General features: G+C 40.2%; 15 protein-coding genes. 6 read left to right on the top strand and 9 right to left on the bottom strand.

Annotated elements, in window-relative coordinates; all coding sequences use genetic code 11:
• Positions 1–58 precede the first annotated feature (58 nt).
• On the top strand, positions 59–967 hold the full coding sequence (locus HG267_RS07230) for an LD-carboxypeptidase (RefSeq protein ID WP_045871423.1): 909 nt from the start codon (positions 59–61) through the stop codon (positions 965–967).
• A gap of 453 nt (positions 968–1,420) precedes the next feature.
• Here HG267_RS07230 and HG267_RS07225 read toward each other — a convergent pair whose 3' ends face one another.
• Complete coding sequence (locus HG267_RS07225; RefSeq protein WP_045871424.1) at positions 1,421–2,017, bottom strand: Maf family protein; 597 nt, start codon at positions 2,015–2,017, stop codon at positions 1,421–1,423.
• 199 nt (positions 2,018–2,216) lie between these two features.
• Complete coding sequence (gene psbP / locus HG267_RS07220) at positions 2,217–2,762, bottom strand: photosystem II reaction center PsbP (RefSeq protein ID WP_045871425.1); 546 nt, start codon at positions 2,760–2,762, stop codon at positions 2,217–2,219.
• A gap of 152 nt (positions 2,763–2,914) precedes the next feature.
• Here psbP and HG267_RS07215 point away from each other — a divergent pair, with 152 nt between their 5' ends.
• Positions 2,915–3,541: a hypothetical protein gene (locus HG267_RS07215; RefSeq protein WP_045871426.1), complete on the top strand. Its 627-nt coding sequence runs from the start codon at positions 2,915–2,917 to the stop codon at positions 3,539–3,541.
• On the opposite strand, the gene HG267_RS07210 is transcribed toward HG267_RS07215, so the two are convergent.
• The 3 genes from HG267_RS07210 to HG267_RS07200 all read right to left on the bottom strand — a co-directional run bounded on the left by HG267_RS07210 (position 3,538) and on the right by HG267_RS07200 (position 7,349).
• Positions 3,538–4,215, bottom strand: a complete 678-nt coding sequence (locus HG267_RS07210) for a response regulator (RefSeq protein ID WP_045871427.1) — start codon at positions 4,213–4,215, stop codon at positions 3,538–3,540. The two genes, HG267_RS07215 and HG267_RS07210, sit on opposite strands and share 4 nt — an antisense overlap.
• A 380-nt stretch (positions 4,216–4,595) precedes the next feature.
• On the bottom strand, positions 4,596–5,570 hold the full coding sequence (era, locus tag HG267_RS07205; RefSeq protein WP_045871428.1) for a GTPase Era: 975 nt from the start codon (positions 5,568–5,570) through the stop codon (positions 4,596–4,598).
• A gap of 882 nt (positions 5,571–6,452) precedes the next feature.
• Positions 6,453–7,349: an alpha/beta fold hydrolase gene (locus tag HG267_RS07200; RefSeq protein ID WP_045871429.1), complete on the bottom strand. Its 897-nt coding sequence runs from the start codon at positions 7,347–7,349 to the stop codon at positions 6,453–6,455.
• Between the two features lie 572 nt (positions 7,350–7,921).
• Between HG267_RS07200 and HG267_RS07195 the strand changes: the two genes are divergently transcribed.
• The 4 genes from HG267_RS07195 (at position 7,922) to HG267_RS07180 (ending at position 11,476) form a co-directional block, all read left to right on the top strand.
• Entirely contained in the window at positions 7,922–8,503 is a 582-nt protein-coding gene (locus HG267_RS07195) for a hypothetical protein (RefSeq protein ID WP_045871430.1), read from the top strand.
• A gap of 328 nt (positions 8,504–8,831) precedes the next feature.
• Entirely contained in the window at positions 8,832–9,599 is a 768-nt protein-coding gene (locus HG267_RS07190; protein WP_045871431.1) for a hypothetical protein, read from the top strand.
• A 552-nt stretch (positions 9,600–10,151) separates the two neighbouring features.
• Complete coding sequence (locus tag HG267_RS07185; protein ID WP_045871432.1) at positions 10,152–10,433, top strand: phycobilisome linker polypeptide; 282 nt, start codon at positions 10,152–10,154, stop codon at positions 10,431–10,433.
• Between the two features lie 287 nt (positions 10,434–10,720).
• On the top strand, positions 10,721–11,476 hold the full coding sequence (locus HG267_RS07180; RefSeq protein ID WP_045871433.1) for a phycobilisome rod-core linker polypeptide: 756 nt from the start codon (positions 10,721–10,723) through the stop codon (positions 11,474–11,476).
• Positions 11,477–11,731: 255 nt separating this feature from the next.
• On the opposite strand, the gene HG267_RS07175 is transcribed toward HG267_RS07180, so the two are convergent.
• From HG267_RS07175 to HG267_RS07160, 4 genes are all read right to left on the bottom strand, one after another.
• Positions 11,732–12,151 carry a helix-turn-helix domain-containing protein gene (locus HG267_RS07175; protein ID WP_045871434.1) on the bottom strand — a complete coding sequence of 140 codons (420 nt, stop codon included), beginning with the start codon at positions 12,149–12,151 and terminating at the stop codon, positions 11,732–11,734.
• Positions 12,152–12,394: 243 nt separating this feature from the next.
• Positions 12,395–12,679, bottom strand: coding sequence for a hypothetical protein (locus HG267_RS07170; protein WP_045871435.1), 285 nt, complete (start codon positions 12,677–12,679; stop codon positions 12,395–12,397).
• A 314-nt stretch (positions 12,680–12,993) separates the two neighbouring features.
• Positions 12,994–14,583, bottom strand: a complete 1,590-nt coding sequence (locus tag HG267_RS07165; protein ID WP_045871436.1) for a TrbI/VirB10 family protein — start codon at positions 14,581–14,583, stop codon at positions 12,994–12,996.
• Between the two features lie 867 nt (positions 14,584–15,450).
• The gene (locus HG267_RS07160; protein WP_045871437.1) at positions 15,451–16,854 is read right to left on the bottom strand and encodes a PhoX family protein; all 1,404 of its coding nucleotides are present in this window, start codon (positions 16,852–16,854) and stop codon (positions 15,451–15,453) included.
• Between the last annotated feature and the right edge of the window lie 431 nt (positions 16,855–17,285).

Below are 17,285 nucleotides of genomic sequence, written 5' to 3'. Positions count from 1 at the left end.
GATTACCTTGTTATCTCTACAAAGTTAGTAATTTTTATTACTAGTAAATAAGTTATTTATGCAAGCAAAAATTTTACCCCCGGCGCTCAAACCAGGTGATTTACTGCGTGTTATTGCTCCTAGTGGTGCTTTGCGAGAATTTGAGGCATTCAACAAGAGTATCGAAATTTGGCGATCGCGTGGCTATAAAGTGGAAGTCCCGGCAACAATCGGTGATAAATTGGGTTATTTAGCAGGAAAAGACGATCAACGTCGCACTCAACTAGCATCTGCATGGGAAGATCCTAATTGCCGAGGTATTCTCTGCGCTAGAGGCGGTTTTGGTAGCACCCGAGTTTTAGAAGATTGGCATTGGCAAGCTGGATTATCGCCTCTGCAAAATCCTAAGTGGTTAATTGGCTTTTCCGATATCACGGCGCTGTTATGGAGTCTTTACAACGAAGGGATTGCTAGTGTTCATGGCCCTGTATTAACCACTCTCGCTAAAGAGCCAGATTGGTCAATTGAGCGGTTTTTCAATTTGCTGGAAGGTCGTCCCTTAGAACCGCTCAAGGGTAATGGTTGGGGTGGCGGTATAGCTACGGGGATTTTACTACCTGGTAATCTTACGGTGGCAACTCATCTTTTTGCTACTGCCTTTAAACCCAATTTCGATGGTGTCATTTTGGGATTTGAGGATGTTTCGGAAGCACCTTATCGCATTGACCGGATGTTAACGCAATGGCGGTTAAGCGGTGCTTTATCAAAAGTTAAGGGAATTGCCTTGGGTAATTTTACTGGCTGTGAACCGCCAGCAAATGTACCGAGTTTTAGCGTTGAGGAAGTACTGCGCGATCGCTTAGGTGATTTGGGGATTCCAATTGTGGCTGACTTACCCTTTGGTCACGATAGTTGTAATGCGGCTTTGCCAGTGGGTGCCTTAGTAACTTTAGATGCTGACCAGGGAATATTAGCTATTAACAATTAACTATGAATTGGAGTACTGATAAATAGGGATTGAGATAAGCGGTTACGCATATTTCTCGCTCAGGTAGTCAAAATTCAAGAGTCCAAAGTCCAAGCTAGCCTTTGACCCTGGAACGCCAGTTCACTCAACGGAGGGAACCTCCGCACGTGACTGGCTCCTCTTGACCCTTGACGACCCTAACACCAGAATATTTGATCTAGACGCGTATCAGCTTAGATTCTGGTTTTAATATTTGATGATTTTATGAAATCCGAAATCAGTGTTATTACCCTGAGCAGAGAGTATTTTTTAATGCTACCCTAACAACAGTTGTCAGCGCTTCTACCCTCTAATGTTTCGGTTATTTAAAAAAAGCCAATGGTACCTTGATCATTGGCTTTACCTAAAGATTAGCGTTCACCACTTCAATTACTCTATAATCCCCTTGCTGCATTGTGGCAGATAAGGGTTTTTTCACGCTGACCAAAAATCAACAGCGTTGTATCCCAGTTCAGCTAGCATATGGCGCAGCAAGGGTAAACTCAGGCCGATGACGTTGCTGTGACAACCTGCAATTTTTTCTACAAAGAAGCTACCAAAACCTTCTATTGCAAAAGCACCAGCACATTTGAGCGGTTCACCTGTAGCGACATAAGCTTGAATATCGCGATCGCTCATTTTACCAAAGTAAACTCTAGTTACTTGGCATTTAACTACGGTGAGGTTTTGAGTTAAATCAATTAAGCTATGGCCGGTATACAAATCACCAAAGCTACCTTGCATAATTTTCCACCGTGCGATCGCTTCCTCAACATTGGCTGGTTTACCATGAATCTCTCCATTCAAAGCCAATACTGAATCACAACCCATAATTAAAGCTGATTCAAACTGCGGAACTACGGTTTCCGCCTTTCGCAGAGACAGAGTTTGTACTAATTGATTGGGATCGTTTAACTGGATTTGCGATTCATCAAAGTCGCTAGGGTAAACTATTGGTTCAATCCCAACAGTTTGCAGCAAACGCCGTCGCGCTGGTGAAGCAGAAGCCAGAACAAATTGCGGAATTGTCATAGAGACTTATGAATTATGAATATTAGGGTTGGTGTTAACTGTTGACTGTTGAATGTTAACTGTGAATCGTCAACAGTCAACAACTTGAAGAGGAATAATTTATTTTTTGAAGTTCCCTTGTCAATCAGCAAGAGTCCAAAATTAAAAGTATTTAACTCTGGACTCTCAACTTATGGCGAATATATAAATGCGTAACAGCTTAATAAACTAAGAAAGAATTGACCACATTTTCGATAGCTGATTTGAGTTTTGGCCAGCGTTGTTCAGGAATCGAGGCGTTAAAAGTGAAAACCTTACCACGGCTGACGGCGACACTCGCAATGTTATGCCGTTTTTGTTGATTGGGCAATTTCACCTCATATTCTAAAATGTAATATGTCTTGCCATCAGATTCTTTCTCAAAAGCATTGACTAATTCAGCAGTACGGCCAGAGTCAGCAGGTGCAAGAACAGCTTTACCCAATTTATATCCTACTTCTGTGGGTGTTCCTAGTTCTACTAAAGATTTGCCGTCAGGAACAGGACTTATTACTACTGAGACATTTTCACTGAATTCAATCAAATCATGAAATACCACATCAGGGCCGTTGGCTACTTTAACTTGCACCCAGCCGTTCGGATATGAGAACTCATAGCCATTAGAAGTATTGACAAAGCTTTTAACTCCCGCAGCCGCAGCTACATCAGGATTACTCAGGCTGAAGGTTAATACCAATAGCAAAATGAATGCAATTCGTTTCCACATTTTTTATAAATTCCTTTGGCCTGGCAGCAAAATAAGCCAAGCACAGTTTCTCATTGTCCCATCAACAGGGACGCTTAAGGCAATACACAATCTAGTGAAGTTGCTTGTAACGTCTGCTTTTATACTTTATTCATTCTGAGACTAAATAATCTATGTTGATCAGTAATGAATTGCGCTGGTTTTATCCTGGTAAACTTCCAGAAAATATGCAGTTGTGGTTTCAACAGCATTGTTTGGTGAACCCATCACAGCTACCAGAAGCAAGGGAAGATGTCTATCTCTATTCGCCAGGATGTGATTATTTGGGAATTAAATTGCGTCAGAGAAGGCTGGAGGTGAAATGGCGACAAGCAGAACTTGGTGTGATGTCTTTTGGCGATTTAATTACAGGTAAGGCTGAAAAATGGGGTAAATGGCTGTGTGAAGATGCAAATGCAGAAAGTTTTCAACCATCAATGGTGTTAGGTAACCCTGTATGGGTGAGTGTCAAGAAAGTACGTTATTCCCAACTTTTTCAAGTCTTTGCTGATTATGCGATCCAACCTGTTACCACTAAAGAACCTCTGGATAATGGTTGTAGTGTAGAAATTACTAATTTAGTAGTTGCAGAAAATGTTTGGTGGAGTATTGCTTTTGAAGCTTTTGGCGAAGATAGCTGTATTCGGGAAAATCTGCAAGCTACAGCTAAATGGGTATTTCATACCGATCGCAATTTTCCATTAGCCATCGCCAATTCTTACGCTTACCCTCATTGGCTAGAAGTGATCTCCCATTCCTAAACTAAGCCAGAACGCAGCGCTACAACTGCAGCTTGCACGCGATCATCTACTGCTAATTTATTCATAATCCCCCGGACGTGAGTTTTTACGGTATTGGGACTGAGATAAAGCTTTTCGGCAATTTCTGGGTTACTCAATCCTTCTACCATCAGTTTTAATACTTCTAACTCTCTCCCAGACAGGTTAGCGGCGTTTCCCTTAACTGCGGGGGGACGAAGATGTTCAATGACTCGCCGTGCAATTTGCGGATCGAGATAAGTTGCGCCATCAACAGCAGCTGCGATCGCACTCAATAATCGTTCGACACTGGCACCTTTGATACAATAGGCATCGGCCCCACTAGACAGCGCTGCAATAATTTCTGTCTCTGTTTGATGGGATGTCAGCATCACTACATGAATATCAGGTAATGCTGCTTTGATTTGCTGTGTCGCCGCAATCCCATCTAATCGCGGTAACCCAATATCCATAACTACCAAATCAGGTTTGAGTTTAAGTGCTGCTTGTACACCTAAATAGCCATCTTCCGCTTGTCCAACTATCTCCAATTGGGGATGAACCATCAATGACTGTTCTAATCCCAGTTGCATCATCGGATCATCTTCCACAATCAAGACTCGCAACGGCGGCGCATCGGTTGGTAGATTTAAGAAATAGCCATTATCTGGAGACATTGCGATCGCTCATACCATTTTGGATTTTGCGGAAAGTTGCGTGGGCGGGTTTCCCGGCATAAGCAAAGTGGTGAATTCGTTCGCTGAAAGCGTTCCCGCAGGGTAGGAGGGTTCCCCCCGTTGAGGAGGCAGTGCGCCCTTGCGGTTCCCCGACTTGTAGCAAATGCCGTCAAACTTTCCAAGACAGATTATTAGATTTTAGATTTTGGATTACAAACCAGTTTGTGGGTAACGATATTACCACTTAGCGATTAAAAGAAGGGAAAGGGAGAATGGGTAATGGGTAATTGGTAATCGAAATTTATCTGATTGTCTCCCTCATCTTCCTCATCTCCCTCATCTCCCCCGTCCCCCTAACCTCTACCTAGAAAGCAAATCCCTTACTCTTCCACTCGATATCCTAACTCTGCTAAACTGACGCGAGACTGCCGCCATTTGGGTTGCACTTTCACGAACAATTCTAGGTAAACTTTCCCAGCAATTAATTTTTGAATTTGTTCGCGAGCTGCGCTACCAATGGATTTGAGCATTGATCCACCTTTGCCAATCAGAATTCCTTTTTGAGAATCCCTTTCAACATTGATGGTGGCGAGTACGCGGGTAATGCTGGGAGTTTCTTCTACCAGATCAATGGCGATCGCTACTGAATGGGGAACTTCTTCACGAGTTAATAACAAAATTTGCTCGCGGATTAATTCGCCCATAATAAAGCGTTCTGGCTGGTCAGTTACCAAGTCAGGGGGATAATAATATGGCCCTGTCTCTAAATGTTCGATTAATAAATTTTGCAGTTGCGGCAATCCCTCGCTAGTCTTGGCAGAAAATTTCACTGTTTGCCATTTATAAGACTCAGCCAAGTGTGTATAACTATCATCTATCAACTGGGAATTTGTGGCTTGTTGGTCGATTTTATTCAAACCTAAAATTACTGGGGTTTGACTACGACTCAGTAACTCCGCAATAAAGCGATCGCCTGCGCCACAAGCCACAGATGCATCTACTACAAATAGCACTACATCCACAGACTCAATGGCTATTTTGGCATTTTTCACCAGCACTTCCCCTAATTGATGATGGGGTTTATGAATTCCTGGTGTGTCTACAAAAATTAGCTGTGCTTCTGGGGTGGTTAAAATTCCTCTTAACCGATTTCTTGTGGTTTGTGCTACTGGAGATGTAATGGCAACTTTTTGTCCTACTAACTGATTCATTAAAGTAGATTTACCGACATTAGGGCGACCGATAATGCCGATGAATCCCGATTTAAATTCAGGAGGAGCTTGGGGAATCGATACTTCTCCTGAAAAAGAGAAGATGTGATTATCAATACTAGTCACCTTTAGCTCCACCGTCATAGTTGATTGTTGGGATAGATTGTTTTTTCAGCGAGATACATAACAAACATAGAGATCACCCTGGCACTTTTTGGTGATTGCCTTTGCTTAAGTTTAATCTACTACTAAATATATTGTGTTCGCACACCAAAATCAGGAAATGGCATCACAGCTAGTTAGATAAACTCTCTTTCTTTTAGGGTATTGATTTAATGATAACACTGTGCTGCAATTGCCTGGTTTTTTGACTATAATACCTAAAAATAGTGATTCTTGGGAGTTGAGCAACATAGTATTCCTGCTTCTATCCCGATAGGTCAAAGAAGTGCGATCGCCTGAGGTTTCCATACTCAGAATAAGAAATATGGCTGAGATTTTTAGTTTTAGGTAGTCAACCTCAGAGACTTCCAATCAATAAAAATATCCGATTTTTTAACTAAGCTAGTAACCTAGATAACATAGCTACTTATTGTAATTAGGTGATATACAATTGCTGACTAATATTCTCAAGAATTGATTTTTTAGCACTTCCTAATTACATAGTAATCAATGAATTGCAGCTTTTAATCATAGAACTATCCTAGTTTTAGAATCAATAATGCAAATAGATAATTATCTAAAAATTAATAAGTCGTTTTGTTAATTTACTTTTTGTAGTAAAACCCAAAATTTTATAGCTTCAGCCTATAGTCTTGCTGGCAATGTTTCATTAGCTACTGATGGCAATTGACAAGCACATCATTTTAAAGAAAGAATTAATTTTTTATAAAGTTTTAGCAAATTTTTCTTTAATCGTAGTTAGATAATTGTGTCGGACGACCTCTTTATTGATATGAAGTTGAGATTTAGTAAGAGTTACTAAATCATCAGCTTCTTTCTGATTGACTACGTGACTTTGATTAATTAATTCAACAAAGCTAAAAAGCGGCGGATTAACCCAATAGTCACTGCTGGTAGTTCTAGCTGTGGTGTTAACCCCACATCTTCTAGTGGTTGAAAAAATTTGATTGCTTGGGGATTCATCTCAGCGAAGCGATGTCCAATTTCTGGCCCAGTAAATTGCGATTTTTGTCCCCAAATAATGGCTGTCGGTGTGGTTAGCTGCTGAATAAACAGTGATAAATCAAAGCACAAATCGCCACGGACAAAAGATAGCGCTGCATATTCAGCATTGGGTTGCTGTGCAGATTGCAAATAAGCATCAACTATTTCTTGATATACCCGGTTAGGTTGGGCAAATTGTCTTTGCTCTAAAAAACTCCGAATACCGTTGCTAGTCGCTATTCCTGTACTGTACAGCAAACGGTCAAAAACAGGAATACTAACTAACTGAGCAAAGAAACTGCGAGAGTAGTCTTCGCCAAAATCACCCAGTCCGGCGGGAGTTGTGAGAATCAGCGACTTGAATAAATCAGGATGAGCGATCGCAACTCGAATTGTCATCGCTGCTGTGAGGGAAGATGCGATCGCAGTCACAGGGCCCGTACAAGTCTGCTGGATAAACTCCCCAATTGTATTCAAATAATCTCCAATCTGATAATTCCGAGCTAAATGCTCAGATCTACCCCAACCGAGTAAGTCTGGTGCGATTACTCGGTACTCACTCGCAAAAGCCGGGTATACTTTTGACCACTCATAAGCAGAAGATCCACCACCAAAGCCATGAAGAAACAACAAAGTTTCTTTTTCATCTTTTGCAGTCAAATCATCCTGCCAGAGAGAACCAGTGTTTGTATAGTACACTATCCTACCGAGTGAGGTAATAATCGAACGTTGCTCAAATCCTAGTGGTTGAAACATAAGTATATTTTATTTAATGTCGTGTTTGCTTGGTCTAGATGACAGCCTGGTCTCTATAGAGTATTTATACTAAGTTGTGTTCAGAGATAGGATCGAGAAATCAATATGTGATGAACTTAAATTCTGCTGTTCATTTGCTCTTTGATTTCTCGATCCCCTAGGGTCTATCTCAGAGCGCAACTTTGTTTTACCCGTTGGCTGTAAACTTTCTACTATTATCAGTGAATTTACTATTCTGAGACTTCATACTAACGTCAGATTAAGTAGATGTAAAATTGCTGTAGTGTCTGTAAAGATATTGTGTTTTTTTTACACAAGTATTGCATGATTTTTCCTTGTGTTTAGCGCCCGATAAGGATTTTAGTCAGTAGCTAAGATAACTGAGATCGGAATTCTCGTGAGAATTTTGTATGGTAATCTATCAGAAAGATTACGGATAAATCAGAGCGTCAAGATGATCATCAAAACGCCAATCAAAAACCACTATTAATTCTAGTTTTGTACTTAGAAACAATAGATGTTGATGAAATTACTAAATTAATTTTCTATAAGTAACTGTAAAGTGGGGAGTCATGGTCAAGGAGGCTATTCAATCAGATACAATACCGAGGTTTAAAGACACTGGATTGAACCTGGAGAACTTTCATCTCCAAAACCAAGTGATAATTTCCGAGTGGCAAGGTCAAGTCGAAGCAGTAGCGGATACTACGCAGGAAAATTCACAGAACTGTATCTGTTTAAACTTTGAAGGCTTAAAATGTTTTGAACCAGTAGAGCGCCAGTATGAGTCCTTGGGCGTAATTTTTCATGAATGTTTAGCAATTCAACCATCAAATCCAGCCTTTCCCACCCACTCAGGCTCGATAGTATTGATGGGATCGCCTCAAACTGAATTGTTAGAAGTCACTTTTTTACGTCCTGTGAAGCAAGTCAGCGCCTTGGTAACCAGTTCACAGCGCCTAGTACTTTCAGCTTACGGACGCGATCGCCAACTACTTGCCCAAACAGTTTTACCAATGGCGAATCTAGCTAATTCTGACTCCGCAATTACCCCCAACGCCCAATTATCCGTAGCCGCAAATGAGATTTATTCGGTGACATTCAGCGTTTTTAATGGCTTATTCACTCTAGATAACTTTCGTTTTTGTGCTTAAAACAGTCTCAAAACTCCATAACTAAATCACTCTGCTTTACCGAAGTTCAGGTATTCTTAATAGGGTATTATTGATTCTCAATTCAGCCCCAGGTAAATGAAAAATCACCGAACATTAAGGGCGGAGTAGAAAATTTCACCCTTTGTTTGAGTTTTTGGTCAGCCCTTAACTTGGGGAAACCCACGCTTCTGGCATCGGCATTGGAGTTTATCAAACTATAAACTTAACTAATAGCTATGCCGTAAGCAGCTTGGGTGTCTGCATTCTTCCCTGATATGGGGTAAAACTTATAAACTAAACAATCTTGTAATTTTAGTAGGTAAACACCGTGGCACAGGCTTCGTCTTCGTGGCAGCAATTGATTAACCAGCTTTCCCACTGGTCGCTTCCAGATCTCAAGACAGGAGCCACAAAGCAGCGAAATTTTCAGCGTTTCTCTGGGCCTGGAGGCGTTTTAGGATTCCTGACAATAGTCGTTGCAATGCTGTTGTGGAACTGGAAGCTGCTGTTAGCCTTGAGTATTGGCATTGGGATCATGTTATCAGTCTACTCCATGCAAAAGTGGGACTGGCAACAACGCTGGTCACAAATGCAGAGGTTTTTCAACGGCCCCAACCGTCGCTTACTCTTGGCAGTCAGTAGTGGTGGAATCGCCACCTTTAGCACTTACATAGCAGCTACAATTTGGTTTGACTCCCATAGTCCTTGGATAGCTGCGGGAGTAATTACCCAAGGTATAGGAACCGTATTAACCTTAATTTTATTAGTCTGCCAAATCGTCAATTTTTATGGCACCACAGACGAAGACTATCTCGATCGCCTGTTGAACAATTTAACAGAACCAGACCCACTAAAGCGCTTAAATGCTATTAGACAACTCACCAAATTAATCACACGCAAGCGCGTTGATGCTTCCGTGCAACAAAATGTAGTGGAATGTTTGCAATTGTTACTCACCAAAGAAGAAGAATCTATCATTCGTGACGCAGCTTTTACAAGTTTGCAAACCTTAGATAACTCCGAAACGCCATCTGGCAAAACACCCCTGTTGATCCCTGTATCTGCAAAAGTTAACAGTCAATTGAAAGTTGAGTAGGGGTTGGAGATTTAAATATTTGCTGAAAGCGTTCCTGCAGGGTAGGGAGGTTTCCTCCGTTGAGTGAACTGGCGTGCAAAAGTCCAAAAAACCTGAATTTTTGACCCTTAAACACCACTTGCTCTACTTGGGCAAACCCCAGACGCTCTTACCTCTCGCAGAGCAGGCTTGACGCTGCGCTATCGCTTTTAGCGTCTCCCCTTGACTGTTGACTCTTCAACCAGAAGATGAGTTTACCAGTTGCGTAAGTCCTGGTGAAGAACGTTGGCGATCGCTGATTTTAGATTTTGGATGAATTTCTTCCCTTTAAGTCATTACCAATTACCCATCCTCAAATTAAATGATGGCAATTTTTGTATTCTTGGTTAAAATATCCTGGAGTCATTTTAATGACAGTCTACTGACTTGATAGCCAGATATGAGATTCAGAAAATCCAAGATTTTCTGGCTGATATCAAAATACAGTATCAATTTACTAGTATTTCTTTTCACCTTTGATTTATCAGTAAGTAGTATGCCAAACAATTCAATATATAGGAGAGCGTAAAACTCATGTTAGGTCAAACTGGATTTGATGCTGGTAGCAACCCTTCATCCAATAGCCGAGTATTTCGTTACGAAGTAGTAGGTTTGCGCCAAACCTCCGAAAGCGACAACAATCAATACGACATTCGGCATAGTGGCAGCGTATTTATCAATGTCCCCTACAATCGCATGAATCAAGAAATGAAACGGATTAGCCGTCTAGGTGGTAAGATTGTCAACATTGAGCCTTTAAATGTAGCGATCGCTCAACCTAGTGCAGTACCTCACCGAGGTGGTGGTAGACGCTAAGAATTGCAAAGAAATGTTACACCAGTTTTTCTCATAATTTTCTGATTGCAGGCTGATTGTGGTAGGTTTGAAAACCATTAATTTCCCTATATTCCCGGTAGTCTGGCACTTGCTAATATCAATTGTTTGACTCTCTAAACCCCTTGCACAGGGCGTTTCAGCATTACTGAACAAATGAATTAAGTTATGTAATGTTTATCAAACCAAATCGAATAATTCTCCCTCTTCTCCTTTATTATTATGATAACTTTGTAAGATTTCATTAAGGAAAGGGAGATTTTGTATTCGTGGCAATTCCTCTTTTAGAATATACCCCTATTTCTCAAAACCAGCGGGTAGCAAGTCTTGAAGTTCCTGGAGATGAGCAACCAAGGACTTTCTCTACTGACAACATACTTTCCGCAACAGATTTAGATGTTCTGATTGAAGCAGCTTATCGTCAGATTTTCTTTCATGCATTTGCTTCCGATCGCGAGCGTTTCCTAGAGTCCCAACTCCGTAACGGTCAGATCACAGTGCGTGACTTCATTCGCGGCTTGTTGCTCTCTAATACTTACAAACGTAGTTTCTACGATCTGAACAGCAACTATCGTTTCGTTGAACAGACAGTACAGCGCGTTCTTGGCCGCGATGTATACAACGAGCGCGAAAAGATTGCTTGGTCAATTGTGGTAGCGACAAAGGGTATTAAAGGCTTTGTTGACGATCTACTAAATTCTGATGAGTACCTCCAAGCTTTTGGCTACGACACCGTACCTTACCAACGTCGTCGGGTACTACCTGGTCGTGTAGCAGGCGAAACACCTTTTAACATCAAGTCTCCTCGCTACGATTCATACCATCGTGCGAAGTTGGGCTTCCCCCAAATCATTTGGCAAACTACCGTTCGTGGCTTTACCCCCCAAGAGAAGAAGCCTACAGCTGGTAACCCTGCTCTCTTCCTTGATATGGCGAAAAGCATCAACGCTAGAGGTAATGCACCTCAGCAGCTCTCAGTACAGAACATTGATATTGAGAAAGCGGTTCCCTATCGCCGTAAATAAGTTGAAATAACAACTTAACCAAAGCGTATGTTGTATTTATATAAAAATACAGCTGTCGTATTTTATATAAATATGACATACGCTATTTTAAGTTTAATTCAGATAAACTATAGCAATTCATGCATTAGTTGCGAAATATAAGTTCGTGTAGGGAATAAGCAATAGTGACAATAGCCAATAATTTTGCCACTCATTCTCAAATCATGAACAACTAAATTTTATATATCTGCTGGAATTGAGAATTTTGAAATTACCTCAAGCACATTCATCATTCTCTTCACTAAATCCTAACTCTAGGAGAGCTTTGCGGATTTTAGCTTTAGAAGGACGGACTTTAGGAACCGCTAACCGCAACTCTCTAGCAGTCTCAAATAAATCTCGCATTAAGATATCTAGGGAAGTATCATCTGCATCTTCCGGTAGCTTCTCAATTCTCGCCTCGTATGCAAGTGTATAAAGCTCCAAGTGATGTTTCCCCATCACTCTCGCAAGTTTCCTCAAAGTTTCCGGCGTAGGACAAGTTCCCTTAAAGCAAGCACCTCTGAGTCGTGGTTGAGGAACACCAGACAAATCCGCCAGACGGTTCATACTGATACCCTGTTCTTCCAAATATTGGAGAATGAATCGTCCTAAGGGGGAGCAATCTTCAGCTTTTATTTGCAACCTTGCTGGCATTGTTCGGTGTCAAGAAAATCCAAATATATACAATATAGCGGACTCCCAAGGATTAAGCATGATATGGCATACAAACCATAATCTTTTTTTCTCCTCCCTGCTTGTTGAAGCGCGATTAATCGCGTCTGTGCTCTGCCTAGCTGCCAAGAAAGAATAGTACATTTTTAGTTGGGAAACCCGCCTAACACGCTGGCTTCCCTTACAATTAACGTATTAAGTATTCAACCTGTAATGACTAATATGTTAATCTTGAGGCTCTTCAGAAATAGGTTCTGATTCTGTTTCAGAGTCGGTTTTGACATCAATTTTAGGTTTAACAGGTTTAGGGCCACGAATTAGAGCAGGATTGACCGGCGGCTTAGTTTCATCTTTAAAAGATCCTTTTTTTCCTTTACCAGATGAGCGATTCCCGCTTGGTTTTGATTTTGGATTAGACTCTCTTGGGGTTACAGAATCCAAATTTTCAGAATTACTATCAGCATTTGCTTGGGACTGACGTTCTGATTTCTTAATTGGGCGTTCTACCATTGTTGATTTTTGTAAATGTATTTTTTATGATACATCAGTTTAAAGATTATCAATTGGTTGAGTATGCTTTTTAGCTTTCGGACTCAATGCAATTGCATAATTCACAAAAATGTAAGATTCTTATTGACTAATTATTGCTGATTTTAACTTTGAGGGTATAGTGCGATCGCCTAAACAAAATCTGTGATTTATCTTTACCTAAGTAACCAAAAAATTGTTGACTGCTCAATTCAAAATGCAAATTTCCCTCAGCTAAAATAGATGTAACTTTCCAAATTAAATTTTAGCAATTGCTGGTGGAGTTGACATCATAACTAAAATTGCATTGCTTGATTAACATAGATTTCAATTGCTGTACCCGCAGGTAAAAACCAAACGTTAGTTCGTTGGCTCATTTGAGAAATTGCTTGCTGATTGCGTTGCACGATTTGGGGAACTACAGTATTTATCCCACCTTCTAAAACTCCGGCTAAGATGTTGCGTTGAGGATTACTATTGCTGACGATAGTACCACCAGCAGTTGTAGTTACAACTTGAGATTCAGTACGGTTAGCTAACTCAGCTGCTTTACCAAGACCACCTAACATAAATAACCCTAGATCCATACTAGCAATCGATGAACCGCTATTAGGAAATCGATTGGCGATTAAGGGTTTACCTTGGGGAGCACGAATGACCAGTGCATTTGCTGATAAACTTCTTTCTGTGATTTGTCCTTGATTTTTTACAATCATTTTGACTACGTTAAGCTGAATCAAACCTTGCTCAGAAATAGAGTTTATTTCAGTTAATAATTCTGTATTTGCAGGAATTGCGATCGCACCATCTGCTGCTTTTAAGGGTTCCTTTAACCTGACTACAAAGATATTATTATCATCGCTATCTTTTGATTTAGTCGTTTCTCCAAATATAGCTGTTGCCAACACAGCTTTAGCATGACTACCAATTGCTAAAGATTTTGGATTTTTTTGTAATCCTTGACCTACTATAGAAGTTTGCTGATTCGGTGTATCTTCTGGCTGATTATTACTTATTTGTTGTTCTTCTTGATGATTATTTTCTTCTACATTCCTGACATTTTGATTAGAATTATTAGCAGCAGCAACCTGTCCATAGCTACCTAACTTTGCTATCTTCTCCCAATCTTGGAGTGGGTTTGGTGTAGAGATTGGAGTTACATTGACTGATGGTTGCACCAATGGTTGAGTTGATGGTTGGCTAATCAGCGGTTGGGGTAATAATGAAGATTGAGCAACAGGTTGTTGAGGATTAGGGTATCTAACCATGCGCTCAACTGTAACTGTCCTGGGTACATAAATTGTTGACCTCGGTGTTGGTATTCTTGTAACTACCATTCGTTCAGATTGAGAAGTATCTGGCTGTGAATTTGATGCAACTGCTCTCATTCTGCCACTTCTTAACTGTTGTTGTGCTGATTTCACAGCTACCGCTTGTTCAGTTAAAGCTAATTTTGTTTTCAGAGTCTCTACTGTTGCTGCTAAACTTTCTTCTCTAGATTCTGGTTTTACCGATGGTTGAACTTCTGGCGAAACAATCTTCTTTTTTGGGGTTTGATTACTACTCATCAATTGTGATAAAAACCCACCAGCAAATAAAACTATCAATAAAGTAACACTACCAACTACACCTACTTTAGCAAAGGGATTTGATGATAGTGATTGCTCAGTTTTCTCTGCTGTTGGTTGAGATGGTAATAACTGTACGTTATCTGATGATTCTAATGATTCTTCCGACTCAGCAGATATTGACTCTACTTCCAAACCTACTAATTGAGCCATCCGTAATTCCCAATCATCAGCGTTTAATGCTAGTGGGTAGTTATCAGATTTAGTATTAGCTAAATTTTCTGAGGAAGTATCGGAAGAAACTAAATGCTGAGTCATATTATCAATCGAGTAATTTAAATTTTCAGGAGATTGTCAGTTTTTAAATTAAATATTTAACCGATTTTAATTTAGTTTGAAGCAATTGAGCAGCTACGAATTGTCATGCAATCAGATAGCTAATAGTGAATTTGTTAAATATTTATATACTCTCAAGGAAATTGCTTTTTAGCTATAATTTTCTCACCAGGTCTATTAAAGCATTTAAAAATTAATCAATTGGTCATTATCTGCACTTTACGCTGATATTCAGCTACCTTATGAGGCTGAAAATGCTCTATAATCTAAAATATTTACTCAGGTTGTTGACTAAAATTAATAGCATTAAACTTAATTATACCAAATCTTGCTGGCAATGAGTTTATAAAATTTCAGCAATTATTGCGTATTGTTGCAATCTCTAGTCAGGAATATTAAGCCTAAATTTATAGAAAATAAAAATTTTAATTTTTATTGAGACAGGGATGAAATAATTAAACATTTAGTTAAGTAGGAAAATTCCACTTGATTAAATATTTTAAAGATTCTGGTTTATACTACTTGATGTTTCCAGGTTGCTTGAACTACAAGCCTATATTTAGGGTTAGCAATGCCATCCTGTAAATAAATATTTATTTACTCTAGCAGAATTTATATCCCGGAATTTTTAGAAAAGTCCGGGATATGGGCAGCAAAGTTTAGTCTTATGCTAACTTTTTATATGACTTCATTCATTGCTTCAGTTAAGCGTGTTTTTAGGGGAAACTAACTGCCTTCATTTTATTTTTGAAAGTACATGAAAATAAAAATCTCGCTTGATTAAGCTGATAAAAATCAGCTTCAAACTTCTAACAAGGCTTGCTCGAAGTTAAAGTTATGACAAATACTTTATGCTCGTTTTCTAGTCCAAGGGCCCCAAATTGCACAGGTAATTCCAGGATCTTGGATATTGACAAACATTGTACGGCCATCAGGTGAAAAGCAAGCCCCAGCAAATTCACTACCGTTAATAGCATTTGCGGCAAAGCGATACAATTCGCCATTTTGGTTAACGCCAATTACGTACTCAGTATTGCTACCGTCTTCACATAAAAAGAGATCCCCAAATGGAGCTACGGTAATGTTATCAGGGAAATTAAGTATGTTCTCTGCCGGAGACTCAACAACTAGGGTAAGAGTGTTTTTTCTGGGATTATAAGCAAAAACCTGCCCTTGTCCTACAGCCCCACCATTGGTACAGGTAAAGTAGATATTGCCATCACCATACCAAGCACCTTCACCGCGTGAGAAAATGGCTGCACCCTTAGCTTGTCCTTGACCTCGCACGGAACTAGCAAAAGAATTGTCATTAGGGTCAACATTATCTATCGTTACCCACTCAACTTCAACTGATTTTGATTGAGTGACAGGGAACTCTTTGCTGGTATTAAGTCTAGGTTTTCCTTTAACTACTAGCGCCTCTAATACTCCCGCACCACGCTTTTGCAAATCACCATATCTAGTAGGACGGACATGAGGACGGAAGCGATAAAAACAACTACTTCCATCATCTTCTGTTTGATAAATCCATCCCGTCTTGGGATCAACAGCAACAGCTTCGTGATTAAAACGGCCCATTGCTACAAGGGGAATCGGATCGGCAATCTGAATATTCTCTGTTGCTGGAACCTCAAAGTTATAGCCATGCTTTTTGCTAGCTCCACCAGGTGTAGGAAGGGTCAGGTTCTCTTCGCAACTAATCCAAGAATCCCAAGGAGTCGGCCCACCAGCACAATTACGAATAGTTCCTGATAGAGAAACAAATTGCTTCTTCACCCGTCTATCAGGCCCAACAATAATAGTCGTTGTTCCTCCTCCAATTTGGTCATATCGTGGCAATCCGATGATTGGATTAGAACCATTAGCGCTGACCTCATGATTTCGTACTAAAATTGTGCTATTTGTTTTACGACCGTTTCTACTACGATCCTCAAAAGCAGCCATTCCATCATGATTACTGGCTACCAATGCCCCATCATCCATACGTTGGCCTGTATAGGATATGGCAGTGTAGTTAAATCCACGAGGAAGTTCTAACAGTGGTTGCTTACCTAAGTTAATTCCACCAAGCACAACATCAACTAGTTCATCTGCATTTTCGGGTAGTTTTGCCTCTAAGGGGCCATAGCCAATTCCGTTAGCAACTTTACCTTTGGCTGCTCCTGCATACAAGGCTTCTAGGGGAGAAAGCATCGTCACACCAACAGCACTTGCACCAGCCACCTTAAAGAAATTACGTCTTGATAAGTTCATTAGAAATGCTTCAGCAACATACCAGTGGTTTAAAAATAAAAATTGTTTTTTAATAAATTAATAAGGCTTGGTTAAGATTGGGTGTGAAGATACAGGTATGAAGGCTGTGAATATTCTGTGGTTAAAGGCAAACAGCCAATAAGCTGTTAAGCATTTAAATTGTATATTTCGCACTCAGGTTGTCAAAAGTCAAGAGTCTAAAGTCCAAACTAGCCTTTGACTCTGGACTCTTGACCCTTGACAGTCCTAACGCCAGAATATTTGATTTAGGTGCGTATCAGCTTATCAAAGAGTCACCGTACTCCACTGAACGACAGCGATCGCAATTTTCCTAAATTCATTATCAAACGCAGATATCATTTGCAAGCAATGCCACAACAGTCAAAAAGCTAGAATTTCTGACTCGTACCCCGGATTTCTCACGAATCGTC

The sequence above is a fragment of the Tolypothrix sp. PCC 7601 genome (genome assembly GCF_025677855.1).
In the GTDB taxonomy this organism is placed as follows: domain Bacteria; phylum Cyanobacteriota; class Cyanobacteriia; order Cyanobacteriales; family Nostocaceae; genus Aulosira; species Aulosira diplosiphon.
Note: the sequence above shows the minus strand (reverse complement) of the source record. Positions and strands in the feature narration are given on the sequence as shown.

Coding starts and splice junctions, on each gene's coding strand:
- HG267_RS07230 (WP_045871423.1), top strand. CDS start 59: ATGCAAGCAAAAATTTTACCCCCGGCGCTCAAACCAGGTGATTTACTG.
- HG267_RS07225 (WP_045871424.1), bottom strand. CDS start 2,017: ATGACAATTCCGCAATTTGTTCTGGCTTCTGCTTCACCAGCGCGACGG.
- psbP (WP_045871425.1), bottom strand. CDS start 2,762: ATGTGGAAACGAATTGCATTCATTTTGCTATTGGTATTAACCTTCAGC.
- HG267_RS07215 (WP_045871426.1), top strand. CDS start 2,915: ATGTTGATCAGTAATGAATTGCGCTGGTTTTATCCTGGTAAACTTCCA.
- HG267_RS07210 (WP_045871427.1), bottom strand. CDS start 4,215: ATGTCTCCAGATAATGGCTATTTCTTAAATCTACCAACCGATGCGCCG.
- era (WP_045871428.1), bottom strand. CDS start 5,570: ATGACGGTGGAGCTAAAGGTGACTAGTATTGATAATCACATCTTCTCT.
- HG267_RS07200 (WP_045871429.1), bottom strand. CDS start 7,349: ATGTTTCAACCACTAGGATTTGAGCAACGTTCGATTATTACCTCACTC.
- HG267_RS07195 (WP_045871430.1), top strand. CDS start 7,922: ATGGTCAAGGAGGCTATTCAATCAGATACAATACCGAGGTTTAAAGAC.
- HG267_RS07185 (WP_045871432.1), top strand. CDS start 10,152: ATGTTAGGTCAAACTGGATTTGATGCTGGTAGCAACCCTTCATCCAAT.
- HG267_RS07175 (WP_045871434.1), bottom strand. CDS start 12,151: ATGCCAGCAAGGTTGCAAATAAAAGCTGAAGATTGCTCCCCCTTAGGA.
- HG267_RS07170 (WP_045871435.1), bottom strand. CDS start 12,679: ATGGTAGAACGCCCAATTAAGAAATCAGAACGTCAGTCCCAAGCAAAT.
- HG267_RS07165 (WP_045871436.1), bottom strand. CDS start 14,583: ATGACTCAGCATTTAGTTTCTTCCGATACTTCCTCAGAAAATTTAGCT.
- HG267_RS07160 (WP_045871437.1), bottom strand. CDS start 16,854: ATGAACTTATCAAGACGTAATTTCTTTAAGGTGGCTGGTGCAAGTGCT.